Below are 24,592 nucleotides of genomic sequence, written 5' to 3'. Positions count from 1 at the left end.
GTGAGTCCAAGTGACCGATCGCCCGGCCGAGCCCATGCCGGGCGCCGAGCCGAGCGACGTCCAGGAGGGGGAGCCCACCGCGGCTCCCTCTCCGGAGGGCGCTCCGGCCCAGGGCTTCGGCGACGCTGCCGGTGAGGCGCCTGCCCAGACCGAGGTCGAGGCCCAGGTCGAGGGCGACCGCGTCGCCGGCAACGACCCCGGCACCGCCGAGGAGCAGGGGGAGGAGCAGAGGGAGGAGCAGGTGGAGGACACCGAGGTCGACGAGCTCGGCGCGATGAAGAGCTCGCTCGCCGACCTCACCAACGACCTCCAGCGCCTCTCCGCCGAGTACGCCAACTACCGCAGGCGGGTCGACCGCGAGCGGCAGCTGGTCGCGGAGAACGCCGCCTACAAGGCCCTCACCCCGGTGGTCGAGGTCCTCGACACGATCGACCGCGCCAAGGAGCACGGCGAGCTCGAGGGCGGCTTCAAGGCGGTGGCCGACCAGCTCGAGCGGGTCGTCGCCGGCGCAGGCCTGGTCCGCTTCGGCGAGCCCGGCGACGCCTTCGACCCGACGCTCCACGAGGCGCTCAGCCACCTGGGTGCCGACCCGGAGGTGCAGGTGACCACGGTCAAGCACGTCGCCAAGGCCGGCTACCGCCTCGGCGAGCGCGTCGTACGTGCCGCGCAGGTGCTCGTGGTCGACCCGGTCGAGGGTTGAGCCGGCTCCGCTGGTTGAGCAGCGAGCGCGCATCCGCCGGTTGAGCAGCGAGCGCAGCGAGCGTGTCGAAACCAAGGAACACGACAACATGACGGAGAGGGGGTTCACCCATGGCTGACAACGAAGGTTTCCGCAACGACTGGGCGACCAAGGACTTCTACCAGGTCCTCGGGGTCGCCAAGGACGCGAGCACGGCCGACATCAAGAAGGCCTACCGCAAGCTCGCCCGGGAGAACCACCCGGACTCCAACCCCGGTGACGACGCCAAGCACGAGAAGTTCAAGGCCGTCGCCGAGGCCTACGACGTCGTCGGCGACGAGGCCAAGCGTGCCAAGTACGACGAGTTCCGCGCGCTGCAGTCGCGTGGCGGGTTCGGCGCGGGCGTGGGCGGCGGCGGGTTCGGCGGGGCCGGCGGCTTCAACCTCGACGACCTGCTGCGCGACCGCGCCGGGGCGGGCGGCGGCGGGCTCGGGGACATGTTCGGCGACCTCTTCGGGGGCGGCGCGCGTGGCCGGTCCCAGCAGGCCCGTCCCCGCCGCGGCGCCGACGTCGAGAGCACGGCCACCATCGGCTTCACCGACGCGCTCGAGGGCGTGACGGTGTCGCTGCGGCTCACCTCCGACTCGCCCTGCCCGACGTGCCAGGGCACCGGCGGCAAGCCCGGCACGCGGCCGCACATCTGCCCGGAGTGCGAGGGCGCCGGCTTCGTGGTGGCCGGCACCGGTGGCGCCTTCTCCATCAACGAGACCTGCCCGGCCTGCGGTGGCCGCCAGCTCGTGTACGACGAGGCCTGCCCGACCTGCCACGGCAGCGGCCGCGGCACCTCCGCGCGCACCATCCAGGCGCGGATCCCGGCGGGCGTGAAGGACGGCGCCAGGATCCGGATCAAGGGCAAGGGCGGCGCCGGCGAGAACGGCGGCCCGCCAGGCGACCTGTTCGTCACCGTGAAGGTCACCCCGCACCGCATCTTCGGGCGCAAGGGCGACAACCTCACCCTCGACGTGCCGGTCTCCTTCGACGAGGCGGCGCTGGGCGGCGAGGTGAAGATCCCGACGCTCGGCGGCGCACCGGTGACCCTCAAGCTCCCCGCCGGCACGCCCAACGGCCGCACCTTCCGCGTGCGCGGCAAGGGCGCGACCCGGCGCGACGGCACCAAGGGCGACCTGCTCGCCACGATCGAGGTGAAGGTGCCGGCCACGCTCGACCCGACCGCCAAGGAGGCCCTGGAGGCCTATCGTGCGGCCATGGCCGGCAAGCCCCTGCGGAGCGGGTTGTTCGCATGACCGGCTCCCGCTTCTCGCCTGAACCCAGCCGGGACGCGGCGGTGTACGTCATCAGCGTGGCGGCCGAGCTGACCGGCCTGCACCCGCAGACCCTGCGCGCCTACGAGCGGATGGGGCTCATCGCCCCGGGCCGGACCGGCGGCGGCGGGCGCCGCTACTCCCACCGCGACCTCGAGCGGCTGCGCGAGATCGCCGACCTCACCAGCGCCGGCATCGGCATCGAGGGGGTGCGCCGCATCATGGAGCTCGAGCACCAGATCGACGCGCTCCGCGCCCGCAACGAGGAGCTGGTGGCCGAGCTGGAGGCCGTACGCCGCGGGCTCGCCGCCCGCGCGGCCGCCGCCCAGCCCGCCAACAAGCTCCCGGTCCTCCACCAGGCCGCCGGCCAGTCCGTGGTCGTCTGGCGCCGGCCCCGCTGATGCCCCGCCTCGACCGCGCGACCACCGACGTCGCGGCGACACCGGAGGAGGTCTACGCCGCCTTCGTCGACGCCGACGCGCTGGCCGCGTGGCTGCCTCCGGAGGGCATGCGGGGCGAGCTCTCCGACGCCCGGCTCCGCGCGGGCGGCGGCTTCACGATGACCCTGCACTACCCCGAGGGCTCCGGTGAGCAGGGCAAGACGACCGACGACAGCGACGTCTCCCGCGTGGCCATCGACGAGCTGGTCGAGGGCGAGCGCGTGGTGTGGGGCGTGGAGTTCGACTCCGACGACCCCGACAACGCCGGCCGGATGACGATGACCTGGTCCTTCACCGCCAACGACTCCGGCGGCACCCGCGTCGCGATCGACGCCACCGACGTACCTCCCGGCATCGACGCCGACGCCCACCAGCAGGGGCTCGAGGCGTCCCTGGCCAACCTGGCCGCGCGCTTCGACGGGTGAGCGTCACCGCCGACGGCTACCCTCGGCCGCGTGCGGCAGCGTGATCTCGAGACGGCGGACCGGTGCGCGTCACCGGTTTGCTTCTCCGGGGCTACCCCGGGGACCACCGGTACGTCCGGGCACGGCACCGCGCGCGAGGCGCTGCGCTCCGCTGCAGGAAGTCGCGCGCACGACGGGACAGGTCGGGCCACGCTGCCGCACCCGAACCACGGTCCCTGATGCGGACCGACCTCGCGCGCGCCCTCGCCGCCGGCTTCCTCGCGGGCGAGTGGAGCCAGGCGGGACTCGTGGCGAGCGGCGCAGTCGTCGTCGGTCGCCGGGCGCGCTGGCTTCCGCCCCTCGCCCGGCAGGTGCTCGTGCTCTACCCCCGGCCCCCGCACGACCGACCCCGCGAGCTGGCCACGAACCTCGCCACCCGTCCCGCGGCGGCCAAGGCACTCCAGGCCCGGCCTGTGGTCCAGCCGGTCGGCGCGACGCAGATGGTCGCCAACCGCTGGCGGCTGCCGGTGCTCCACGACCTCGGCGACGTCGCCGCGTTCCTGGGTGTCACCCCCTCCGACCTGGACTGGTTCGCCGACACGCGCCGCCTGGCCCGCACGGCCGCCGACGCGCCGCTCCAGCACTACCGCGTCAGCCACCGCGTCGCCCCGAGCGGCGCGATCCGCGTCCTGGAGGCGCCGAAGCCGCGGCTCAAGGCCATCCAGCGGCGCCTGCTCCACGAGGTGGCCGCGCTCGTCCCGCCGCACGACGCGGCCCGGGGGTTCCGGCCCGGCGGGTCGGTCAGGTCGTACGCCGCCCCGCACGCCGGCCGGCCGGTCGTCCTGCGCCTCGACCTCGAGGCGTTCTTCGCGAGCGTCACGGTCAACCGGGTCTTCGGCATCTGGCGCACCGCCGGCTATCCCGAGCCGGTCGCGCACTGCCTGTCCGGGCTGGTGACCGCCGTGCTGCCGCTCGCCCAGTGGCGCGCGGTCCCCGCGCCCGCCGACGACGGCCTGCTCGACGCCCACTGGCGCCTCGGCCGCCGGCTGGCCGCGCCGCACCTGCCGCAGGGGGCGCCCACGTCCCCGGCGATGGCCAACCTCGCGGCCCACCGGCTCGACGTGCGGCTCACCGCACTGGCCCGGTCGTGGGGCGGGCGCTACACCCGGTACGCCGACGACCTCGCGTTCTCCGGCGACCGCGGCTGGGGGACCGGGACCTCCCGGCTGATCGACGCGATCGAGGAGGTCGTGCGTGACGAGGGCTTCCGGCTCAACGCCCGCAAGACCGGGGTGATGCCGCGAGCGGGCCGCCAGGTCCTCGGCGGGCTCGTCGTCAACGAGCGGCCCAAGGTGGCGCGCCGCGAGGTCGACGTCCTGAAGGCGATCCTCCACAACTGCGAGCGCTTCGGGCCCAGCAGCCAGAACCGCGACGACGTCCCCGCGTGGGAGGAGCACCTCCGCGGCCGCATCGCGTGGGTCGCCCAGCACGACCCGGTCCGTGGCGCGCGGTTGCAGGCCGTGCACGACGCGATCGACTGGAGCCGGTGACGGGTGGTGTCGGTGCCGCCGCGTAGGTTCGTCGCGTGAGTGAGCGATGAGCAAGATGGACAACCTGCGGGCGATGCGCGAGGCCCGCTACGCCGAGGCGCAGAAGCGGGCGGCCGCGGCGCCGGCCAGGCCGGCCGTCAAGGCCCCGGTCGCGCCGCCGGCGCCGGCGAGGAAGGCGACGGTCGAGGCCGACCTGGCGACCGACGACCTCTGCGGCCACCGCAACATCAGCGGCCGCACCTGCACCCGCGAGAAGGGCCACGCGGCCAAGACCCACCGCTACTCCTGAGGCGCGTCGCCGGGGAGCGCCAGCGCGTCCTCCGGCACGCCCAGCGGGTACGGCGCCGGCTCGCCGCGCAGGTCGGCGACGCGGCAGACCAGCTCGGCCATCACCTCGTCGGCCACGCGCCGCACGGTCGCGTCGTCGACCGGCACGTCGCCGGTGACCCCGGCGAGGCGTCGTACGTCGATGGGCTCGCCGACCTCGATGCGCACGATGGGCCGGGTCAGCACGTTGCCGAGCAGCCGGCCGAGGATGCGGCGCTTGCCGACCACGCGGTGCGCGCCGACCATCGCCACCGGCACCACGGGTGCGCCGGTGCGCAGGGCGAGGCGGACGGCGCCGGTCTTGCTGCGCTCGGGCCACTGGTCGGCGTCGCGGGTGATGCGCCCCTCGGGGAAGAGCCCGACGGCCTCGCCGGCGCCCAGCGCCTCCGCGGCCGCGTCGAGCGACCCGGCGGCGCTGCTGGTGCCGCGCAGGACCGGGATGAACCCGAGCCGGCGCACGAGCGGGCCGACGAGGCCGGAGCGGAAGACGCCGCCGGTCGCCATCAGCCGCAGCGAGCGGCCGAGCCGCCGGCCGACGAGTGCGAGCAGGATGCCGTCGGCGAAGCTCGTGTGGTTGGCGACCACGATGACGGGCCCGTCGGGCAGCTCGCGCGTGGGCACGTGCCGGCGGGTGAGCTCGACCCGGCTGACGAGGGAGACCACGGTGCCGAGCAGGCCGGCGGCGACGGCGTACAGGAGGGCGGCGCGGAGCCCGGGGCGTTGCCAGGAGGTGTCCATGCGCCGAGTGTCGGGCACCGCGCGGGGCTCCGCCCTCGGTATCGGCACTCAGATTCGGGTACACATGAGGACCATGCGCCTGCTCCTGCGGATCGTCGCCGGTCTCCTCGCGCTCGTCGTCCTGGGCTACCTCGCGGTCAACGGCGCGGCGATGGTACAGGCGCGCGAGCAGCGCGACGACATCGCGGAGCAGGTGACCGCCGGGCTCGAAGACGCGGTCCCGGCGGCCGCGGACCGGCAGCAGGACCTCGTGGGCGCCGCCGGGCGCGAGCCCGACGCCCACTGGATCGAGCAGGCGTGCCGCTTCGACACCGACGACGCGGGCTGGATGGTGCAGAGCCACCGCGAGGTCTGCTCGGTGCGCAGCGTCACCGCGTGGCGCGTCGGCTCGCCCGGCGAGGGCCTGGCGCTGCTCGCGGTCGAGGGCCCGGGCGCGACGGCGTACGACGGGTGCCAGCCGCTGGGGACGCTCGACGAGGCGGAGGTGACGTACGTCGACCCGGCCGAGGCCGACGGCGAGCCGTGGTGCACCAACGCCGCGGGATCCGCAAGGCCCGTGCTGGGGGAGCGGTCCGAGCTCACCGACGGCCGCTGGGTGATGGCGGTCGACGAGGCGCCGCTGGTCGACGAGCCGATCGGCTGCGCCCACTGGTCGGTCCTGTTCTGCGACAACCCGTTCGGCGACCGGCACGCCTTCGGCGAGGCGCCGTCGCTCTAGGCGGCCCAGTGGCGGGGGCGGCGCAGCCCGTCGGGCAGGACGGTGGCGTGGTCGCCGATGGCCGCGTTGGCCTGGGGCTGGGTGAGGAACAGCGTCGTGGACAAGTCGCAGCCACGGACGTCGGCGTCGCGCAGGTCGGCTCCCAGCAGGTCGGCGTCGGCGAGGTCGGCGGCGCGGAGGTCGGCGCGGATCAGGATCGCCCCCCGGAAGGTCCACCCGCGGTGGTCGCCCGACACGCGGCGGCCGGCGAGGTCGGCACGCGAGCGGTCGTCGGCGGCGGGGTGGCGTCGGCGTACGCGCGAGCTGGCCTCCGCGAGCAGGCCGCCGACGCGCTCGTGCAGGTCGTCGAGGTCGAAGGTCAGCAGCGTCTCGGGGTCGGCTCCGGTCAGCCCCTCGACCTCCGCCCGGGCCGCGGCGGCGGCCGGGTCGGGCGAGCGCCGCGACACCTCGTCGAGGTGGACGAGCATCTCGTGGAGCGCGCGCACCACCGACAGCACGGCGGCCATCTCCGGCAGGTTGTCCTGCTCGCGCCAGGAGACGCCGCCGTAGGTCACCTGCGAGACCTGCTGGCCGGCGCCGAAGCACTCGAAGACGGTGCAGCCGGGCCAGCCGTCCTCACGCAGGGTGGCGTGGATCCGGCAGCGGTCGTCGTCGGCGAGGTTCAGGCAGGGGGTGCCGCCGGGCTTGTCGACGCCGAAGCCGGCGGCCGCGGAGAAGGGAAGCAGGACGCAGCACAGGCCGAAGCACCGCGAGCAGTCGGAGGAGAGCTCGGGTGTCGCCACCGGTGAATCGTGTCAGACCCGGTCTCGGATCCTCAGGCGTACCAGCCGCTCTGGAGGGCGAACGCGTTGAGGAACGCCAGGACGAGGAACGCGCTGACCACCACCCGGTTGTCGAAGATCAGCTTGCCCATACACCTACTGTGCCCGTCTGTCTCAGGAATGAAACAGATGGCCGGTAAAGATTTCGTCTGGACTGCCCGCAGGCCAGTCTCTTCCTGATGGTCGAGTCCCGAGCGAAGCGAGGGATATCGAGACCCTAGGCTGGCGCCGTGAGCGCGCTGCTGGTCGCCGGGACGACGTCGGACGCCGGCAAGACCATCGTCACCACCGCGCTGTGTCGCGCCCTCGCCCGGCGCGGGATGAAGGTCGCGCCCTTCAAGGCGCAGAACATGTCGAACAACTCGATGGTCTGCGCGACGCCCGACGGCCGCGGCGCCGAGATCGGGCGCGCGCAGTGGATCCAGGCGGTCGCCGCGGGCGCCGAGCCGGAGGCCGCGATGAACCCGGTGCTGCTCAAGCCCGGCGGCGACCGGCGCAGCCACGTCGTGGTGATGGGGCAGCCCGGCGGCAGCATCGACGCCACGGACTTCGTCGGCGGGCGCACCCACCTGCGCGACGCGGCGTACGCCGCATTCGACGACCTGTCCTCGCGCTACGACCTGGTGGTGGTCGAGGGCGCCGGCAGCCCGGCGGAGATCAACTTGCGCGCCGGCGACTACGTCAACATGGGGCTCGCGCAGCACGGGTCGGTGCCGACCGTGGTGGTCGGCGACATCGACCGGGGCGGGGTGTTCGCCGCGTTCTTCGGCACGGTGGCGCTGCTGTCGGCAGCCGACCAGGCGCTGGTCGCGGGCTTCGTGGTCAACAAGTTCCGCGGCGACCTGTCCCTGCTGGAGCCCGGGCTGGCCGAGCTGCGCCGGCTGACCGGACGCGAGGTGTACGGCGTCCTGCCGTGGCACCCGGACCTCTGGCTCGACTCCGAGGACGCGCTCGACCTCGCCGGGCGCCGGGCGCGCGACGACCAGGCGCGGCTGCGGGTCGCGGTGGTGCGGCTGCCGCGAATCTCGAACTTCACCGACGTCGACGCGCTGGGCATCGAGCCCGGGGTCGACGTGGTGTTCGCCTCCGGCCCGCGCGGGCTGGCCGGGGCCGACCTCGTCGTGCTGCCCGGCACCCGCGCCACGCTCTCCGACCTGGCCTGGCTGCGCGCGCGCGGGCTCGACCGGGCGGTGCTCTCGCACGCAGCGGCCGGCAAGCCGGTGCTCGGGATCTGCGGGGGCTTCCAGATGCTCGGCCGGCGCATCACCGACCCGTCCGGGGTCGAGGGTGATGCCGGTGCCGACGTCGAGGGGCTGGGACTGCTCGACGTCACCACGACCTTCTCGCCGGACAAGGTGCTGCGGCTGCCCACCGGCTCGGCGCTCGGCGCGGACGCGCACGGCTACGAGATCCACCACGGCCGGATCACGCGCCACTCGGGTGACTCGTTCCTCGGTGGCGCTCGGTCCGAGGCGGTCTTCGGGACCATGTGGCACGGCAGCCTGGAGGGCGACGACCTCCGGCGGGCGCTGCTGGCCGAGGTCGCCGCGGCGGCAGGGGCGTCGTACGAGCCGTCGGGGGTGAGCTTCCCCGCGATGCGCGAGCGACGGCTCGACCTGCTCGGTGACCTGGCCGAGGAGCACCTCGACGTCGACGCGCTGCTGGCGCTGGCGACGTCCGGCGCACCGTCCGGCCTGCCCGCCCTCGAGCCGGGAGCGTCGCGATGAGGGTCCTGCTGCTCGGCGGGACGAGCGAGGCGCGCGAGCTGGCCACGCTGCTGGTCGAGGGCGGCGTGGACGTGGTCTCGTCTCTGGCCGGTCGGGTGGAGCGTCCCCGGCTGCCCGCCGGACCGGTGCGGATCGGCGGCTTCGGAGGCGTCGACGGACTCTCGGAGTGGCTGGTCTCGCACCGGATCGAGGCGGTCGTCGACGCGACGCACCCCTTCGCCGAGGGGATGTCAGCCAACGCGCTGTCCGCCTGCTCCGCCCTCGGGGTGCCGCTGCTGCGGCTGGAGCGCGCGGGCTGGGCCGGCGCGCCCGGTGCCGACGGCTGGCACTGGGTCGACGACCACGCGGCCGCCGCCACGACGGCGGCGTCGCTGGGGCAGCGGCCGTTCCTGACCGTCGGTCGGCAGCCGCTCGAGCACTTCGTCGGCCCGCTGGCCGGGGTCCGAGCCGTCGTGCGCGTCGTCGACCCGCCCGAGATCGACCTGCCCGAGCCGTGGCAGGTCTACCTCGACCGGGGGCCGTACGACCTCGCCGGCGAGCTCGAGCTGATCGCCGAGCACGGCATCGACGTATTGGTGACGAAGGACTCCGGCAGTCGCTACACCTGGCCCAAGATGGCGGCGGCCGACCAGCTGGGCGTGCCGGTCGTGGTCGTGCGCCGCGGCAGCGCGACCGACGGCGTCGAGACGGTGCCCGACGCTGCTGCCGCGGTGGAGTGGCTGCGACGCCGGGGCTGAGCGTGCGCGCGGTCGTATCGTGGGTGGCATGTCGACCCCGGGCCTCGATCCTGCCTCGCCCCTGAAGCTGCAGTTCCCGCAGTCGCTCGCCGTGTACGACGACTACGCCAGGGCGCAGAAGGCCGTCGACTTCCTCGCCGACGCCGACTTCCCGGTCGACCAGCTGATGATCGTCGGCACCGACCTCAAGCGCATCGAGCGCGTCACCGGCCGGCTGACGTGGTCGAAGATCGCCGTCGGCGGCCTGCTCTCGGGCCTGTGGCTCGGCGTCTTCATCGGGCTGATCTTCGCGCTCTTCACCGAGGAGGGCGTCTGGCAGGTGCTGGTCACCACGGCGGTCATGGGCGCGACCTTCGGCCTGGTGTGGGCGCTCATCGGCTACGCCTTCACCCGTGGCCAGCGCGACTTCTCCTCGGTCACCCAGGTGGTGGCGACGAAGTACGAGGTGCTGGTCGAGAACAAGCACGCCGCCCGGGCGCGTGAGCTGCTGGCCGGGCTGCCGGGCGCGCTGCCCGACCCGTTCGCCTGACCCGTTCAGCTCAGCGTCGGCCGGCACCGTGCAGGCAGTTCGCCTGCGTGCCCGGCGCGTTCACGCTCAGCTCGGCCGCGACCTCCCGCGAACTGCCTTCCTGGTGCCGGATCCGACCAGGGCCGCGACCACGACTGCGCCGGTGCCGACGTGGCGGGCCAGCCTCACCGCGCGCTCGATGTCGCCGGGCCCCGGGGGCCGGCCGTCACCCAGGAGCACCCGGTCCTCGACCCCGTGGGCATAGTGGTTGCGCCCCCCGAGGCGTACGCCGAGCGCGCCGGCGAAGGCGGCCTCGACGACCCCGGCGTTGGGGCTGGGGTGGCGCCGGGCGTCGCGCGCCCACGCCCCGAGCGACGCCGCCGGTGAGCCGCCGACCGTCGGTGCGAGGACAGCCGCGAGCACCCCGCTGAGCCGGGCGCCGGGCAGGTTGAGCAGGTCGTCGAGGCGCGCCGACGCCCAGCCGAACCGGCCGTAGCGCGCGCCGCGGTGGCCGACCATCGCGTCGAGGGTGTTGGCCGCGCGATAGCCGAGCAGGCCGGGGACTCCCAGCACAGCTCCCCAGACCAGTGGGGCGACGACGGCGTCGGAGGTGTTCTCCGCGACCGACTCGACGGCGGCCCGGCTGACCTCGCCCTCGTCGAGGACGGAGGTGTCGCGGCCGACGAGGTGGGTCAGTCGCTGGCGGGCGCCGGGGAGGTCGTCGTCCGCCAGCAGCCGGTGGACGGCCGTGGCTTCGCGCGCGAGGGAGGTGCCGCCGAGGACGGTCCAGGTCGCGGCCGCGGTGACGAAGGTGTGGGCCACCGGTCGGCGGCGGGTACTGAGCTCCAGGCCGAGACCGCCCCCCGTGGCGGCCCCGGCCAGGAGGGCCAGGTGGACGACGCCGCGCCTGCGCGAGTCGGCGTACGTCGTGTTCTCGAGTGCGGTGGCGACGCGGCCGAAGCCGGCGACGGGGTGCCACCGCTGCGGGTCGCCGAGCGCCCCGTCGGCGAGGTGGCCGAGCACCAGTCCCAGTGCCCGGCTCACCCCGGTGCTCAGAGCGATGCGGCCAGCTCCCGTCTCGCCTGCAGGGCGCTGTGCTGTCGCCAGGTGCGGTCGACGAGCGCGGTCAGCGCCGCGCCGATGACGACCCACATCGCGACCAGGGTCAGCAGCGACGCGACCCGGAAGTCCCACAGCAGTCCGGCGGGGAAGTCGGAGAGCTCGTCGATCTTCGGGAAGGCGAGCGCGGCCAGAGCGACCACGACGACGTACGTCGCTGCGCCGGCGAGGACGCCCGGCACCCCGGTCCACTGCCGCGCGGCCCGGCGGGCGACCGCGACGGCGGCGAGGACGCCGAGCACCGACACCGCGAGGAAGCCGAAGTACACGGCTGTGCGGCTGTCGATCGTCTCGCCGGAGCCGACGGCGGGTGGGGTGGCGGGGTACTTCAGGAACGGCACCACGCTGAACGACACCGCGGCCAGCAGCGCGACGAGCGCGGTGCTGGCAGCCGGTCGGAGCCCGCCGAGACGGCCGAGGCCGAGGGCGGCGAGCAGTCCGGTGAAGCCGCCGAGCACGACGCCGAGGGCGAGCGTGCCGGTGGCCAGGCCGAGGGTGGACTGGGTGGTGCGGGAGACGACGGCTTCGTCGCCGTGGGAGTGGCCGGCCTCGTCCTCCGCGTGGGAGTGCGAGTCGGCGTGCGTGTGGTCGTGCCCGTCGGAGGCCGGGGCGCCGGCAGCCTCCTCGAGAGCGATGGCCCTGTCGATCTGCGGCTCGCCGACGGTGTACGCCACGACGAACGCAGCGATGCCGGCGAGCAGACCGGCGAGGAGGCCGTGGACCAGGAAGGTCCGCGCGCCCATCAGTGGCAGGGGAAGCCGAGCAGGTGCCGGCCGTCGTGGACCCACTCGTGGATCGCGGTGCCCTCGGGGATGGTGATCGCGCCCTGGACCGAGCTGATCAGCACCAGCACGGTCATGGCGAACAGCGCGCCTAGGACGAGCCAGGGAGCGAGCTCCCGGACGGGGATGACGAGGTCGGGCTGGGCGGCGACAGGGGTCGCAACGGCGTGAGCCATGATTTCTCCTTCGGGATGAAAGCGTCCCGGGTTGATGGGGAGTGACTTCCAGTCCGTCGGGTCTGACTTCACCGCTCTCTGGTGCTCAGAGCGGTGTCACAGTAGCGCCACTGTGCCGGATTCCCACCGGCTTCCTCAGGACTGGGTGGAGCGAGCGTAGCGCACCCAGGAGGTCGTCGGTGACCGACTTTCGTCGGGCGCTGATCCGGACCCACTCGTCCGTCAGCCCGGGGAACGTGTCGGCCCTCCGGACGGCGAAACCCAAGCCCTGCAAGGCTTCCCGCGTCCCTGTGCCCGTCCTGGCGAGGACGTACGGCGCGGTGCTGGGGACGGTCTCGATGCCGATCTCGCGGAGGCCGTCCTCGAGGTGGCGTCGTCTTTGCTCCAGCTCGTCGGCGCGTCGCCGGGCCTCGTCGCGCGCTCGCTCCGTGCTCGTGGCGACGAGCGCGGCGATGGCGGGGGCGGAGACGGACCAGGGCGTCTGGTGCTCCCGCAGCTGCGCCACGGTGTCGGGATCGCCGAGCAGGTAGCCGGCCCGGATCCCGGGGATTGACCAGATCTTGGTGAGGCTGCGCAGCACGACGATCCCGGGGTGCCTCTGGTCCGCCAGAGTCTCGACGTCGTCGTCCAGGAAGGCCTCGTCGACGACGACCAGCCGGTCGCTCCTCGCCAGGCTCCGGATCGTGTCGGCCGGGTGGCGTACGCCGGTCGGGTTGGTCGGGTTGCCGATGACCACCAGGTCGGCGTCGTCGGGGACGTCCTCGGGCCTCAGCCGGAAGCCGTCGTCATGCGTCAGGACCACCTGGCCGGGGGTGTGGCCGGCGGCGCGGAGGGCCACCTCGGGCTCGGTGAACTGGGGATGTACGACGACCGGGTGCCGCCACTCCCGCAGCCTCGCGATCAGGGTGAAGGCCTCCGCGGCACCGGCGGTGGCGAGGACGTCGTCGGCGTCCCGGCCGTGCTTCTCTGCGACTGCTCGCTCGGCCTCGCTCACGTCGGGATAGGCGTCCGCCGCCTCGATCGACTCACGCAGTGCTCGGTCGAGCCAGGTCGGGCGCGGGCCGTCGAAGACGTTGACGGCGAGGTCGACGAGACCTGCGGTCGCCTCCTTGTCACCGTGGTGCCGCAGGTCGGGGCCTCGGTGCTTGCTTGCCGCCGCCACGAACCTCGCGGCGAGCTGCGGGTGCCCGGCCCAGTGGGTGTGGAGGTAGGACGCGTGCAGGCTCGCGGTGGCGATCCCCTCGGCGTGGGGGAGGTGCCAGGCCGCTGCTCCGGTGTGCGCTCGCGTCAGGTGGGTGCGGTGGAACTCGTGCCCGGTGATCTCCTCGCCCTCGCGGGTCAGCAGGTTGTCGGTCGCTGCTGTCGCGGTGCGGTAGGCCAGAGTCAACCGGGGCGCCATCTCGGCGACGGCATCGACCGCGCCGACCATCGGGACCGCCGGCCCGTCTGGTCCGCGCACGGACTCGCAGAGGTAGAGCAGACCGGCGCACTCGGCCACGGTCGGCAGCCCTCTCTGGATGGCGGTGCGGATGTCGCGGCGGAGCCGCTCGTTGGCCCCCAGCTCGGCCGCGTGCATCTCGGGGAACCCGCCCCCGAGGTAGAGCCCGGTCGTGCCCTCGGGCAGCCGGGTGTCGGTCAGCGGGTCGAAGTCGACCACTTCGGCCCCCGCCGCCCGCAACAGCTCGACGGTCTCGGCGTACCGGAACGTGAACGCCCGCCCGCCCGCCACCGCGATGACCGCTCTGCTCTTGGTGGTTGAGGTGCGAGCGCCCGACTCGGTGGTTGAGGTGCGAGCGAAGCGAGCCTCGAAACCACGACGCTCCTCGGAGGTTTCGAGGCTCGTCGCTGGCGCTCCTCGCACCTCAACCACCAACGCCCCACTGTTGGTTGAGGTGCGAGCGGAGCGAGCCTCGAAACCAAGAGCCTCCGCCGGATCCCAGGCCCGCACGTGCAGGTCCGGCGCAGCGGACGCCAGCCGTACGACGCGCTCGAGGTCCACCTTCTCGGCGATCTGCGCCGCCAGCCGATCAAGGGCCGCAGCGGCATCCCCGCGCTCGGCAGCGGGCACCAGCCCGAGGTGCCGAGACGGCGCCTCGATCCCGTCGTCGCGCTCGAGGATCCCGAGCACCGGCAGCCGGTCGCCGATGGACCTCACCACCTCTTCCGCATGCCGCGGAGACCCGGCCTTGTTGAGGATCACCCCGACCACGTCGACCGGCGGCTGCGACCAGGTGCAGAGGCCGTGGATGGTCGCGGCGATGGTCCGCGAGGCGGACGAGATGTCGACGACCAGGACGACGGGGGTGCGCGTCACGGCGGCCACGTGGGCCGTCGATGCGAAACCGTCGCCGCCGATCTGGCCGTCGTACAACCCCATCACGCCCTCGATGACGGCAAGATCAGCGCCACGAGCGCCGTGCAGCAGCAGCGGCACCAGCCGCTCCTCGCCGACGAGGTGCGGGTCGAGGTTGCGGCCGGGGCGGCCGGTGGCGAGGGCGTGGTAGCCGGGGTCGATGTAGTCGGGGCCGACCTTGTGGCCGCTGACGGCGTGGCCGGCGCGGGCGAGGGCGGCCATCAGGCCGGTGGCGACGGTCGTCTTGCCGTGCCCGGAGGCGGCCGCGGCGACCATGAGGCGGGGGAGGGCTACCACTCGATGCCCCGCTGGCCCTTCTGCCCGACGTCCATCGGGTGCTTGACCTTGGTCATCTCGGTGACGAGGTCGGCAGCCTCGACGAGTCGCGGGTCGGCGTACCTCCCGGTGATGACGACGTGCTGCCGGCCGGTCCGCGCCGTGAGCGTGGCGACGACGTCGTCGACGTCGACCCAACCCCACTTCATCGGGTAGGTGAACTCGTCGAGGACGTAGAGGTCGTGGCGCTCCTCGGCGAGCGCGCGCTTGATCTCGGCCCAGCCCTCGGCGGCGTCGGCGGCGTGGTCCTCCTCGGTGCCGCCCTTGCGTGACCACGACCAGCCCGAGCCCATCTTGTGCCAGGTGACCGGGCCGCCCTCGCCGGTCTCGGCGTGCAGCGCGCCGAGCCGCTCGAGCACGGTCTGCTCGCCGATGCGCCACTTGGCGGACTTCACGAACTGGAAGACCCCGATGTCGAAGCCCTGGTTCCAGCCGCGCAGCGCGAGGCCGAAGGCGGCGGTCGACTTGCCCTTGCCGTCGCCGGTGTGGACGGCGAGCAGCGGCCGGTTGCGGCGCTGCCGCGTGGTCAGGCCGTCGTCGGGGACGGTGGTCGGCACTCCCTGCGGCATCTCAGCCCCTCCAGCCCTCGAGGTGGATGGCCTCGTCGAGCGTGCGGCCCTTGCGCCAGCCGTGGCGGACCAGGTCGGGCACCGCCTGCAGGTGCCGCACCGGCCCGAGGCAGAGCCACGCGACGGGGCGTACGCCGTCGGGCAGGCCGACGAGGTCGGCGAGGAACTCCTCGCGGTAGAACGACACCCACCCCACGCCGAGACCCTCGGCGGTGGCGGCGAGCCAGAGGTTCTGGATGGCCAGGCAGGTGGAGTAGAGGCCGGTGTCGGAGATGGCGTGGCGGCCGAGCACGTGCTGCCCGCCTCTTTCCGGGCTGTACGTCACGACGACGCCGAGGCCGGACTCGCGGATGCCCTCGACCTTGATCCTCTCGAACGTCTTCCGTCTGTCCGGGGGCAGCTCGCGCGCGAATGTCTCCCGCTCGGTCTCGACGTGGTCGGCGAACGTCGCGCGAGTGTCCTCGTCGAAGACCAGCACGAAGTCCCACGGCTGGCTGTGCCCGACGCTCGGCGCCTCGTGCGCCGCCTGCAGCACGCGCCGCAGCTGTCCGAGGTCGACGGGCTCGCCACTGAACTCGGCCCGTACGTCCCGCCGGCGGGCGATGACGTCGTAGAGGTCGGTGCTCATGCGACCCTCGCCACGTTGGTCAGGACCTGGGCGCTGACCTCGGAAAGCGGGAGGTGGGTCGCCTGCATGGCCACGGCGAGCTGCCCGGCGAGGCCCATCCGCATCGGGCCCTGCTCGCAGTCGACGACGATCGCGGTGGTCTGCTGCTCGGCGATCCAGTGTGCTGCCTGTCGGCTGCGTCGTACGGCGTCGGCACCGTGGGTGGCGCGGCCGTCGGTGATGACGATGAGCAGCGGCCGTCGACCCGAGTCGCGGACCTTCTCGACCCGCAGCACCTCTGCCGCTTGAAGAAGGCCCTCGGCAAGGGGGGTACGCCCTCCTGCCGGCAGGTCGGCGAGCCGCTTCGCCGCGATGTCGACCGAGTGGGTCGGCGGCAGCGCGACCTCGGCGCCGTCGGCGCGGAACGTGACCAGCCCGACCTTGTCGCGCCGCTGGTAGGCGTCGAGCAGCAGGCTGAGGATCGCGGTCTTCACCTGCGCCATCCGCTTGCGGGCGGCCATCGAACCGCTCGCGTCGACGCAGAAGAGGACGAGGTTGGCCTCCCGCCCCTCGCGGCGTGCGGTCCTCAGGTCGGTGTCCTCGAACCTGATCCTCCCGGTGCTCCGGCCGCGGGCCCGCTGGTGCGGCGCAGCCGCCCGGATCGTCTCGACCAGGTGCAACCCACCGCTGCCGGTCGGGTCCACGCCTGCACGCCGCCCGTTGGACGTCAGGGCGCGGCTGCGCTTCCCCGACTCCCCGGCCCCCGTGCCGGTGACCTCGAACCGCTTGACCCTGTATGGATCCGCTGGGGTCGCGACCATCGCCTGATCCGTCGGTTGAGGAGGGCCCCCCGGGCCCGTCTCGAAACCAGGATCCTCGGCCGCCGGGCCGTCGGACGTGTTGCGATCCGGCTGTTCCGGCGACCGATCCGTCTCACGTCCGTCGCTGTGATCCGTCGGTTGAGGAGGGCCCCCCGGGCCCGTCTCGAAACCAGGATCATCCTGATTGTTAGGCCCACCACCCGGCGGCTCAGGCTCCGGCTCCCCATCCCCAAGGACCTGGTCGAGCAGCTCCTCATCGAGCCCCGGCGCATCGAACGGATTCCTGCGCCGCCGGTGCGGCAGGGCGAGCAGCGCAGCCTGGCGGATGTCGGCCCGCGTGACCGAGGTCCGGCCGTGCCAGGCGGCGTGCGCGATCGCCGTACGCGTGGTGACGATGTCGGCGCGCATCCCGTCGACCTCGAAGGCGGCGCACACCTCGGCGACCTTGGTGAGCACCGCGTCGGTGAGCTCGACCTCGGGCAGCAGCTTGCGGGCGGCGGCGATGCGGTCGGTCAGCGCGCGCTCGGCGTCGGCGTACGACTGCACGAACGTGTGCGGGTCGGCGTCGAAGGCGAGGCGACGGCGGACGACCTCCGCGCGCAGCCGCGGGTCGCGCGGCGCGGCGATCTCGACGGTGAGGCCGAAGCGGTCGAGGAGCTGGGGGCGGAGCTCGCCCTCCTCGGGATTCATGGTGCCGACGAGCACGAAGCGGGCGGCGTGGGCGACCGAGACGCCGTCGCGCTCGACGGTGGAGCGACCCATCGCGGCGGCGTCGAGCAGCAGGTCGACGAGGTGGTCGTGGAGCAGGTTGACCTCGTCGACGTAGAGGATGCCGCGGTGCGCGCGGGCGAGGAGACCTGGCTCGTACTCGGCGACGCCGTCGGCCAGCACCTTGGAGAGGTGCAGCGATCCGAGCACGCGGTCCTCGGTGGCGCCGACGGGCAGCTCGACGAGGCGTACGGGCCGGGTCTCGGTCTCCGCGTCCAACGGCCAGGTGCCGTCCGGCGATGTGTCACCTGGCGCGCTGGAGAACCGGTCGCCCGCGACCACCTCGATCGGCGGCAGTACGGAGGCAAGGGCGCGCACGGTCGTGGACTTCGCCGTGCCCTTCTCGCCGCGGACCAGCACGCCGCCGACCTCGGGGGAGATGGTGGTGAGGATCAGGGCCAGCGTCATGTCGTCTGATCCGACGACAGCGCACAGGGGGTACTGCAGTGGCATGGGGGCTCCCGCTCTCGTTGCCATCTTCATGGGCGGCGGGAGGCCGGTCTTCGGACTTCTCGGATCGCCATGTTCGACGTCTCGAGTCACCGCAGCGGGCCCTGTGTCGGAATCTCACCGACTTCCCAGATTCTCCCCAGACTTCGGGGCACCTCTCGCCAAGTTCGGGTCACGATAGCGTCTGCGGCCATGTCGTCCACTGGTGTGCCCACGGAGATCGTGGTCGTCGGGATCGGGGCGGACGGCTTCGACGGTCTGGCGCCCGCCTCGCGCTCGCTCGTGCTGGAGGCGTCCGTGCTGTGGGGCGGGTCGCGTCATCTCTCACTCGTCCCTGACGTGCCCGGTCAGTCGCGCGTGCCGTGGCCGTCGCCCCTCGCCGCCGGCCTCCCCGGTCTCCTTGCTGAGTACGCCGGTCGCCCGGTCGTCGCCCTGGCGTCCGGCGACCCGCTGGTCTCCGGGATCGCGACGACGCTGCTGGAGTACGGCGCTCCGGTGCGGGTGGTGCCGGCTGTCTCGTCAGTCGCTCTTGCCCGGGCCAGGATGGGGTGGTCAGCCGAGTCCTGCGCCGTGGTGACGGTCGTCGGGCGGTCGGTGTCGCGGGTGCTGCGCGAGTGTGCTCCGGGGCGGCGGGTCCTCGTGCTGTCGTCGGACGCGTCGACGCCAGCGTCGGTCGCTGCGCTGCTGACGTCCTCGGGCTGGGGCGCGTCGACAATGACCGTCCTGGGCGACCTCGGTTCGTCGTCGGAGTCCTCGGCCTCCGGTGTCGCCTCGTCGTGGTCCGAGTCATCGCCGGCGTTGAACGTCATTGCCGTCGAGGTTTCTGGAAACGGGCTGGCGTCGTGGGCGCCGGGCCTCCCGGACGACGCCTACGAGCACGACGGACAGCTCACCAAGCGCGACCTCCGCGCCTCTGCGCTCGCCCGCCTGATGCCCGCCCCCGACCAGCTCCTCTGGGACGTCGGCGCTGGCGCCGGCTCAGTCGGCATCGAGTGGATGCGCGCCCACCCCACCTGCCGCACCATCGCCATCGAATCCGATCCCGAACGAGCCGCCCGAATCGCTCGCAACGCTCACGCCCTGGGCGTCCCAGACCTTCAGGTCGTCGAAGGCCGCGCACCGTCAGCGCTGACCGGTCTTGAACCCCCGGACGCGATCTTCATCGGCGGCGGCGTCACCCGCGACGGCGTCCTCGACACTTGCTTGAGCTCAATCAAGCCCGGTGGCCGCCTCGTCGTCCACGGCGTCACCCTTGAGACCGAGACGTTGCTCGCCAAGGCGTACGCCGACCACGGTGGCGAGCTCACTCGCATCAGCGTCGAGACCGCTGAACCAATCGGGACCTTTACCGGCTGGGCTCCCGCTCGCGCAGTAACTCAATGGGTGCTCACGAGGTCCGCGCGGTAGGTCTTTACCTAGGGCACCCCGCCCACTATGACGCACGTGAGCACCCAAGGGCGTACCGCTTCGGACGACATCCCGAGCGGTCTGGCTGCGCGCCTCAGGTTTACCGCCACGCCTGCGGCTCTACCGCGGACCCTCTCCCCTCGCAGCCGAGGTGGAGATATGTGCGGACATCCACTCCCGTCGCTGCTGAAGCGACCATACGGGTAGTGGCGAGTCGTCATCGGTGCCGACGTACTCTGCCACCTGCTCTAGGTACTCGCCAGTGACCTGCTGCAGTGAGCCATTCCCTAAGACGTACTGTTCGCGCGAGGAGTCGAGCACGACGCAGCGTGATGCGACGGTCGCCAAGTCGAGGATGCCCGAGTCGATGCGGTTCCTGACCTCTTCAGAGAACGAATCGGCTGCTGCGGAATCAAGGATCACCGAAATCAGCATCTGCGTCGGCACGTCCCGATCAGCCGTGTCCCCAGCAGCTAGATGTTCCAGCATCATGGTCGCCGCTCTTTCGCCCTCGGCGTCGAACAGCTTGTCGCGGATGGACGCCGCCGCCTCAGACAACTTCCCGGCATTCTTCAGCTTCCAAAGCACTTCGATACGTCTCGCGTAGCTTGTGCACGAATCCAAGGCGCTTTGAACTTCTTCGTACGAGGAGACATCCGCTTGTGCGCGCACAAGCGTGGCTACCCACTTAGTCAAATACCTTCTCCGCGAAACGAACTCGTGTGGGTTCTCGTGAATGGCGCCCAACATCGATGCACCGGCGCCGATTAGATCAATCGACACTGGTGCATCAGTGGAAGACGGCTTTGGTTCGATCTCCAACCCGCCGTACCGTTTGTTGATGCGTGTCATGACAAGTAGAGACTTGTCATCGTCTTCGGCGAGCACCAACGCTCTCAACGCTTCGGTGTCACCCTCCGCCGCCCTGGTCAACGCGTCGGTCAGTTCGCCATCTGGCACGTCACCATCAGGAACCTCGAACACTATGTAGCGGTCGAAGTACGTGCTGTTCTCCATCCGGTTAGTGGCGTCGTTCGGGTTCTGCTCTACACCGTCGAATCGCAGGGTGGCCGCACCCGTCGTCCCCAATCTGGAGAAGATCGCGGTCGCCAATCTGCTCGCATCTTCCCGTTCAGAGGATTCGACGATCCCGAAGAATTCCTGCTTCCACGCGTCCTTAGCCTCATCGCCCGCCACCAGCGCGGCCGCGAATGTACGGGCCGAGGCCCCACCGGTGAGTTCGGGGCGCCACTTCCTGAGTGCCCGATGCATGTCAGGAAAGTGCAGCCGCATGAACGTGATTAGTACGAGGTCGCAAGCATCAAACTCGCCTTGGTCGACCACGTCGAAGACATGGCGCAATTGGGCGAGATAGCGACCCATCGCACGCGGGGTCGACAAGCGATCAATCATCACCTCAGACACAACCCCGTGGAACACATCAGAGTTGAGCGAGTCTACTGACCTCTCCTGTAGCGGCAGGGAGTTCAAACCTTCCATAAATAGTCGTATGACCACAGACTCCAGCAGGGGAGGCAGCTGAATCGGGTATTGAACGATCTTCTCCATGAATTGCCGTGCATGGGCGCTCGAGATTGCGTTCGTCAGGCGCGCAGCGGTTAGCGTCTCTGCGAGCGTTTTCTCGTCATACGCTAGGAGATAGTCAATCCCGGGGAGCCGTCCGATGAGACGCACGACCTTCAGCAGCGTAAGCAACTCGTCGGGAGAGAGTCGGTCGATGTCGTCAACGACCACCAAGATCTTGAGTTCGGCCTCCTCCAACGCCACGGCGAGCTCTTCAAAAACGGTTTTCCAAGGCTTCGCCAGCTTGGCGCTCAGGCGGTCAACCGACTCGGCTAATGCATCTCCGACCACCGGCACTATTCCCAAAAGCGGGATGGCCATTTTCCCGTAAGCGCCGAGCTTCTCACGGACCCTTCGATGGCCCTCGTTGTCCAAAGGTATCGCAGACGACAGCGCAGCAAAGAACTCCGAAAAGAGCTCTTCTTGAGTGGAGGTCGCCCATGGGGTGAAGTAGACGACCTGCCAGTTGTCGGCGAGTGCGTCAAGCGCGCCCTCGATCATCGACAGCACCGAAGACTTGCCGCTGCCCCACGGTCCTTCGAGACCATAGACAAGGCTCGAATCGATGGCATGGTTGTCGTCGATGAGCCCGGCCTGTCTTGCAGCCCAGCCAGCGCGTCCGAACTTGTCCTCGTCAGCTGAAGTGATCGCGTCGTCGTTCCATGAGGCAGACACGAAACCCTCCCGTGCGTGAGTGTGCCCGGCAGGTGCGGGCGTGGCGGTGCTCGTATCGCACGAGCGACGTGGGCAAACGTAACCCTGGCGAGCCCGACGGGCGGCAAGTCCTGTTATGGCGCGGCTTTTTCAGCCTTAGCGGAGCCATTCGCGAGTTCGAGCGCTCCTAGATGCTCTCGCGCCCTTCATCCCCTTGCGACCGGGATGAGACGGCATGGTTGCATTGTGAACGTGGACAAACGGCACGAGGGCCTGATCATCGGGATCGCCTCCCCTGGTGATGTCGCCGAGGAACGAGCGGCCGTGAAGGCCGCCTGCGAACGGTTGAACCTCAACCTCGCTCCCAAACTAGGCTTCACCCTCGCGGTGGTCATGTGGGAGGACCAGGCCTCCGGTTCGGGTCGGCCCCAAGAACTGATCAACGGACGGTTGGATGACGCTGACGTTCTCATTGGCCTCATGCATCGCAGGTGGGGTACGGCCACGGGCGAGTACAGTTCCGGTTTTGAGGAGGAGTACGAGCGAGCGAGAGCCCGCCGGGGAACAGGCACGCATCCAGAGATCAAGATGTACTTCAAGAAGGTGGATGTGGCCTCGGTCGAAGACCCAGGACCTCAGCTGTCGAAAGTGCTGGCCTTCAAGAATGGCCTCCGGGACGGCAATGACCTGCTCTATGGCGAGTTCGAGACGGCTGGCCAGCTAGAACGAGATGTGTACGACGCCCTCGTCGTCTGGCTGATTGATCGCGCGAACCCGGCGCCAGAGAAGCCCGACGGGTCTCGGGAGGACGAGCTCAAGTACCGACTGGCAGAAGCGATCACGGAACTGCCCGAGAACGACCGGGTCGTGTTCACCCTCAAATACTACGAGGGCCTCACGATGGCGGAGATCGGCGGGGCCCTTGCAATTGACGAGCGGGAGGTCGCCGACGCCGTCTCCAACGCGCTACAGCACTTGGGTGACCGCCTCGGGAACGGTCTTACGGCGGAGCTCGAGCGGTTCATAGCCCAGCCGCAGACCGATCGGCCCGCTGTGGGGACATCCGCCCCGGTGGCCGCGGCTGAGGAGGTCCCCTCACCATCGGGGACGATGTCCGGCAAGCAACTCGAGAAGTCGACCCTTCCGGCCCTGACCGACGATCCGTCTGACTCTGAGTCAAAGTCTTCAACTGCTGCGGCGTCACCCGACTCCGCTATCGAGCAGCTCAAGGCGTGGCTGCCTGACCCGGCGAATCACATCCGCATCCAAGACCTGTTTGAGGCGGAGACAGACAAGGTCCGCGCAGAAGTGCGGAAGCTGCCCATCCACCTCGAACGGTTGGACGTCGTAGCCCTGCAAACTCGGACTGCGCACCTGCTGGAACTCACCAAACCGCTGCTGGAACTCGTCTGCACCGGCGTCCGCTACGACCGCGACCTCGCGCACACCGACACGTGGGTCGCGGGGTTGCAGACCCTGCTAGCCGCAAGACCTCGACCCGTCCCCGGGCAGCCCTACCAGGACTTGCTGGAGCGCCTGCGGCACTTCCCGGCATTGTTGTACCTGCGTGCCGCCGGCACCGTTGCGGTAGCTCGCGACCGCGACCAGGTTCTGATCCGGCTGATGACTGAGCCTGTGTGGCGCGCCCCGATGCTCGCCGACTCGCGCATATCGGCGACACAGGCCCTTCACGAATGGCGACTGTTCGAACCTGACACTCTGCGTAACTACCCGCGATTCACGGCCAAATGGTTCTACCCGGCCAGCGTGATGCTCCGCGAAGATCTGCGCGAAATTGTTTCTACCTTCCTGCCGGATCAGGACGAGTACGAGCAGGCATGTGACGACTACGAGTACCGGGTCGCGCTGCTCACCCAGCTGAGCCAGTCGGAACCGGGCGCGTACCAGGCCGGCCCCGGGATGTTCATGGGCGAGCGAAGCTGGGAGTGGGACCATCCTAGGAGGCCGTACGCCGAGGTCGCGTTCCAGGCTCGGGCCGACCGGGCCGACGACAGCTGGCCGTGGTGGCAGGTCGTCGGTGGCAGAAGCGCCTTGCCGAACATCCTCGCGGAGCTTCGCGAGTACCTCCGAGGAGCGCGCCGCTTCGGCTGACGCTCCCGGCCAGAGCCCGGCTCATGGTCATGAAAGTCGACGTTGTTGCTCGCCCGTCGATGACGTCGCAGCGCCAACAGTCGCTGGTCGGTCGATCAAGCGGCATGCTGCGGAACAATCAAACCTCTTCGGTTGTAGCGTGATGTATCGAAACTTGCCGCGGTGAAGGCGCGACAGTGCGCCGCGTGTAGGGGCGTTTCGCCGCACCAATCGGCGCAGTCCGATCGGCGAAGTCCGAGTTTCTGCATCAGACTAGAAACCCCGTTCGTCGTGTGGGCCAATGTCCATATGGCTGCTGGGTCCATACCCGGCGTGCCGGAGCGACCGCATCAGGACTGGAGGACTCGTGAATCAACAGTTCGCAAGGGCATTGGCTGGACTTTCCATCGCGCTCGTCGTATCAGGTTGCGGCGGGGAAGACCGCGCGAGTCGTGGGCCGAGCGCAGACGCGACTTCCAATGAGACCTCTTCAGAATCCAACACTGAGACGCCCGCACCGGCTGTATCACTTCGCGACGTCTGTCCCGAGATCGAGGCACCACTGCTTGCGGACGACGAACCACTTATCCCGACATACGACACGCTGGAGGAGATGAGCAGTGCCGCACTTGACGGGCTGGTCAACGGCGATACAGAGACCAAGAACGCGGTGGAGCCCTTCATCGACAGTCTGGCACCCATCAAGGACCACGTACGTACAGGCGGCATGACAGGCAACATGACTGACAGCGAAGCCGCTCGAATTCTCATTGACGCGCTAGACCAACTGGCGCGTCGCTGCAAGGCCGCGGGCTCATCTGCGCTCCAGTGAACGCGCTGTCCCGGGCCTTGCGGTGCGTACGGCGACTCAACTTGATGCAACCACTCCCGCGGACCGCTACGT

General features: G+C 70.9%; 23 protein-coding genes and 1 riboswitch. Of the genes, 13 read left to right on the top strand and 10 right to left on the bottom strand.

Translation table 11 applies throughout. The features are described from left to right. Window positions 1-10: 10 nt before the first annotated feature. From grpE to Q9S36_RS48620, 6 genes are all read left to right on the top strand, one after another. Window positions 11-700 carry a nucleotide exchange factor GrpE gene (grpE, locus tag Q9S36_RS48645; protein WP_311291943.1) on the top strand — a complete coding sequence of 230 codons (690 nt, stop codon included), beginning with the start codon at window positions 11-13 and terminating at the stop codon, window positions 698-700. Between the two features lie 110 nt (window positions 701-810). Continuing rightward, entirely contained in the window at window positions 811-1,983 is a 1,173-nt protein-coding gene (gene dnaJ / locus Q9S36_RS48640) for a molecular chaperone DnaJ (RefSeq protein ID WP_311291942.1), read from the top strand. After that, on the top strand, window positions 1,980-2,402 hold the full coding sequence (locus Q9S36_RS48635) for a heat shock protein transcriptional repressor HspR (RefSeq protein WP_311291941.1): 423 nt from the start codon (window positions 1,980-1,982) through the stop codon (window positions 2,400-2,402). Before dnaJ ends, Q9S36_RS48635 begins: the two co-directional genes overlap by 4 nt. Beyond that, window positions 2,402-2,866 (top strand): SRPBCC domain-containing protein, encoded by a 465-nt coding sequence (locus Q9S36_RS48630; RefSeq protein ID WP_311291940.1) that lies wholly within the window; start codon window positions 2,402-2,404, stop codon window positions 2,864-2,866. The genes Q9S36_RS48635 and Q9S36_RS48630 overlap by 1 nt, the downstream gene beginning before the upstream one ends. 218 nt (window positions 2,867-3,084) lie before the next feature. Further along, window positions 3,085-4,395: a reverse transcriptase family protein gene (locus Q9S36_RS48625; RefSeq protein WP_311291939.1), complete on the top strand. Its 1,311-nt coding sequence runs from the start codon at window positions 3,085-3,087 to the stop codon at window positions 4,393-4,395. Between the two features lie 46 nt (window positions 4,396-4,441). Further along, window positions 4,442-4,684, top strand: a complete 243-nt coding sequence (locus Q9S36_RS48620) for a hypothetical protein (protein WP_311291938.1) — start codon at window positions 4,442-4,444, stop codon at window positions 4,682-4,684. Here Q9S36_RS48620 and Q9S36_RS48615 read toward each other — a convergent pair. Then, window positions 4,675-5,460: a lysophospholipid acyltransferase family protein gene (locus Q9S36_RS48615; protein ID WP_311291937.1), complete on the bottom strand. Its 786-nt coding sequence runs from the start codon at window positions 5,458-5,460 to the stop codon at window positions 4,675-4,677. The genes Q9S36_RS48620 and Q9S36_RS48615 overlap by 10 nt on opposite strands. A gap of 64 nt (window positions 5,461-5,524) precedes the next feature. Here Q9S36_RS48615 and Q9S36_RS48610 point away from each other — a divergent pair, with 64 nt between their 5' ends. Continuing rightward, the gene (locus Q9S36_RS48610; RefSeq protein ID WP_311291936.1) at window positions 5,525-6,178 is read left to right on the top strand and encodes a hypothetical protein; all 654 of its coding nucleotides are present in this window, start codon (window positions 5,525-5,527) and stop codon (window positions 6,176-6,178) included. Here Q9S36_RS48610 and Q9S36_RS48605 read toward each other — a convergent pair. After that, window positions 6,175-6,960 carry a pentapeptide repeat-containing protein gene (locus tag Q9S36_RS48605; RefSeq protein WP_311291935.1) on the bottom strand — a complete coding sequence of 262 codons (786 nt, stop codon included), beginning with the start codon at window positions 6,958-6,960 and terminating at the stop codon, window positions 6,175-6,177. The genes Q9S36_RS48610 and Q9S36_RS48605 overlap by 4 nt on opposite strands. Before the next feature lie 269 nt (window positions 6,961-7,229). Between Q9S36_RS48605 and Q9S36_RS48600 the strand changes: the two genes are divergently transcribed. From Q9S36_RS48600 to Q9S36_RS48590, 3 genes are read left to right on the top strand one after another with little or no spacing between them, the layout of a single operon-like run. Next, window positions 7,230-8,726, top strand: coding sequence for a cobyric acid synthase (locus Q9S36_RS48600; RefSeq protein ID WP_311291934.1), 1,497 nt, complete (start codon window positions 7,230-7,232; stop codon window positions 8,724-8,726). Next, window positions 8,723-9,463, top strand: coding sequence for a cobalt-precorrin-6A reductase (locus Q9S36_RS48595; protein WP_311291933.1), 741 nt, complete (start codon window positions 8,723-8,725; stop codon window positions 9,461-9,463). The genes Q9S36_RS48600 and Q9S36_RS48595 overlap by 4 nt, the downstream gene beginning before the upstream one ends. Before the next feature lie 28 nt (window positions 9,464-9,491). Continuing rightward, complete coding sequence (locus Q9S36_RS48590; protein ID WP_311291932.1) at window positions 9,492-9,992, top strand: general stress protein; 501 nt, start codon at window positions 9,492-9,494, stop codon at window positions 9,990-9,992. 66 nt (window positions 9,993-10,058) lie between these two features. Here Q9S36_RS48590 and Q9S36_RS48585 read toward each other — a convergent pair whose 3' ends face one another. The 7 genes from Q9S36_RS48585 to Q9S36_RS48555 form a co-directional block, all read right to left on the bottom strand. Beyond that, window positions 10,059-11,015: a cobalamin biosynthesis protein gene (locus Q9S36_RS48585; protein ID WP_311291931.1), complete on the bottom strand. Its 957-nt coding sequence runs from the start codon at window positions 11,013-11,015 to the stop codon at window positions 10,059-10,061. Between the two features lie 8 nt (window positions 11,016-11,023). Next, window positions 11,024-11,833 carry a CbtA family protein gene (locus tag Q9S36_RS48580; RefSeq protein WP_311291930.1) on the bottom strand — a complete coding sequence of 270 codons (810 nt, stop codon included), beginning with the start codon at window positions 11,831-11,833 and terminating at the stop codon, window positions 11,024-11,026. Next, complete coding sequence (locus Q9S36_RS48575) at window positions 11,833-12,048, bottom strand: CbtB-domain containing protein (RefSeq protein ID WP_311291929.1); 216 nt, start codon at window positions 12,046-12,048, stop codon at window positions 11,833-11,835. Before Q9S36_RS48575 ends, Q9S36_RS48580 begins: the two co-directional genes overlap by 1 nt. 85 nt (window positions 12,049-12,133) lie before the next feature. Further along, window positions 12,134-14,698 carry a cobyrinate a,c-diamide synthase gene (locus Q9S36_RS48570; RefSeq protein WP_311291928.1) on the bottom strand — a complete coding sequence of 855 codons (2,565 nt, stop codon included), beginning with the start codon at window positions 14,696-14,698 and terminating at the stop codon, window positions 12,134-12,136. Further along, on the bottom strand, window positions 14,692-15,306 hold the full coding sequence (cobO, locus tag Q9S36_RS48565; protein ID WP_311291927.1) for a cob(I)yrinic acid a,c-diamide adenosyltransferase: 615 nt from the start codon (window positions 15,304-15,306) through the stop codon (window positions 14,692-14,694). Before cobO ends, Q9S36_RS48570 begins: the two co-directional genes overlap by 7 nt. Before the next feature lies 1 nt (window position 15,307). Then, window positions 15,308-15,934, bottom strand: coding sequence for a 5,6-dimethylbenzimidazole synthase (gene bluB, locus Q9S36_RS48560; RefSeq protein WP_311291926.1), 627 nt, complete (start codon window positions 15,932-15,934; stop codon window positions 15,308-15,310). Next, window positions 15,931-17,910, bottom strand: coding sequence for a VWA domain-containing protein (locus Q9S36_RS48555; RefSeq protein WP_311291925.1), 1,980 nt, complete (start codon window positions 17,908-17,910; stop codon window positions 15,931-15,933). The genes bluB and Q9S36_RS48555 overlap by 4 nt, the downstream gene beginning before the upstream one ends. A 68-nt stretch (window positions 17,911-17,978) precedes the next feature. Then, window positions 17,979-18,126, bottom strand: a riboswitch (cobalamin riboswitch). A gap of 18 nt (window positions 18,127-18,144) precedes the next feature. Here Q9S36_RS48555 and cbiE point away from each other — a divergent pair. Next, a complete protein-coding gene (gene cbiE / locus Q9S36_RS48550) occupies window positions 18,145-19,359 on the top strand; it encodes a precorrin-6y C5,15-methyltransferase (decarboxylating) subunit CbiE (RefSeq protein ID WP_311291924.1) in 1,215 nt (404 codons plus the stop codon). 120 nt (window positions 19,360-19,479) lie between these two features. Here cbiE and Q9S36_RS48545 read toward each other — a convergent pair whose 3' ends face one another. Continuing rightward, window positions 19,480-21,618 carry a KAP family NTPase gene (locus tag Q9S36_RS48545; protein ID WP_311291923.1) on the bottom strand — a complete coding sequence of 713 codons (2,139 nt, stop codon included), beginning with the start codon at window positions 21,616-21,618 and terminating at the stop codon, window positions 19,480-19,482. A 231-nt stretch (window positions 21,619-21,849) separates the two neighbouring features. Between Q9S36_RS48545 and Q9S36_RS48540 the strand changes: the two genes are divergently transcribed. Further along, a complete protein-coding gene (locus tag Q9S36_RS48540) occupies window positions 21,850-23,709 on the top strand; it encodes a sigma factor-like helix-turn-helix DNA-binding protein (RefSeq protein WP_311291922.1) in 1,860 nt (619 codons plus the stop codon). Window positions 23,710-24,055: 346 nt separating this feature from the next. Continuing rightward, a complete protein-coding gene (locus Q9S36_RS48535) occupies window positions 24,056-24,520 on the top strand; it encodes a hypothetical protein (RefSeq protein ID WP_311291921.1) in 465 nt (154 codons plus the stop codon). The last annotated feature ends 72 nt before the right edge of the window (window positions 24,521-24,592 follow it).

The organism is Microbacterium sp. ARD31, assembly GCF_031844425.1.
The sequence above is the reverse complement of the archived record's forward strand: the minus strand, read 5'-3'. Positions and strand labels throughout refer to the sequence as shown.

What these genes read in the sequence shown, in the direction of transcription:
- Q9S36_RS48620 (WP_311291938.1), top strand. Translation starts at nt 4,442, where the DNA reads ATGAGCAAGATGGACAACCTGCGGGCGATGCGCGAGGCCCGCTACGCC.
- Q9S36_RS48590 (WP_311291932.1), top strand. Translation starts at nt 9,492, where the DNA reads ATGTCGACCCCGGGCCTCGATCCTGCCTCGCCCCTGAAGCTGCAGTTC.
- Q9S36_RS48630 (WP_311291940.1), top strand. Translation starts at nt 2,402, where the DNA reads ATGCCCCGCCTCGACCGCGCGACCACCGACGTCGCGGCGACACCGGAG.
- cobO (WP_311291927.1), bottom strand. Translation starts at nt 15,306, where the DNA reads ATGCCGCAGGGAGTGCCGACCACCGTCCCCGACGACGGCCTGACCACG.
- Q9S36_RS48575 (WP_311291929.1), bottom strand. Translation starts at nt 12,048, where the DNA reads ATGGCTCACGCCGTTGCGACCCCTGTCGCCGCCCAGCCCGACCTCGTC.
- Q9S36_RS48635 (WP_311291941.1), top strand. Translation starts at nt 1,980, where the DNA reads ATGACCGGCTCCCGCTTCTCGCCTGAACCCAGCCGGGACGCGGCGGTG.
- Q9S36_RS48595 (WP_311291933.1), top strand. Translation starts at nt 8,723, where the DNA reads ATGAGGGTCCTGCTGCTCGGCGGGACGAGCGAGGCGCGCGAGCTGGCC.
- Q9S36_RS48615 (WP_311291937.1), bottom strand. Translation starts at nt 5,460, where the DNA reads ATGGACACCTCCTGGCAACGCCCCGGGCTCCGCGCCGCCCTCCTGTAC.
- cbiE (WP_311291924.1), top strand. Translation starts at nt 18,145, where the DNA reads ATGTCGTCCACTGGTGTGCCCACGGAGATCGTGGTCGTCGGGATCGGG.
- bluB (WP_311291926.1), bottom strand. Translation starts at nt 15,934, where the DNA reads ATGAGCACCGACCTCTACGACGTCATCGCCCGCCGGCGGGACGTACGG.
- Q9S36_RS48610 (WP_311291936.1), top strand. Translation starts at nt 5,525, where the DNA reads ATGAGGACCATGCGCCTGCTCCTGCGGATCGTCGCCGGTCTCCTCGCG.
- Q9S36_RS48580 (WP_311291930.1), bottom strand. Translation starts at nt 11,833, where the DNA reads ATGGGCGCGCGGACCTTCCTGGTCCACGGCCTCCTCGCCGGTCTGCTC.
- Q9S36_RS48625 (WP_311291939.1), top strand. Translation starts at nt 3,085, where the DNA reads ATGCGGACCGACCTCGCGCGCGCCCTCGCCGCCGGCTTCCTCGCGGGC.
- Q9S36_RS48555 (WP_311291925.1), bottom strand. Translation starts at nt 17,910, where the DNA reads ATGACGCTGGCCCTGATCCTCACCACCATCTCCCCCGAGGTCGGCGGC.
- dnaJ (WP_311291942.1), top strand. Translation starts at nt 811, where the DNA reads ATGGCTGACAACGAAGGTTTCCGCAACGACTGGGCGACCAAGGACTTC.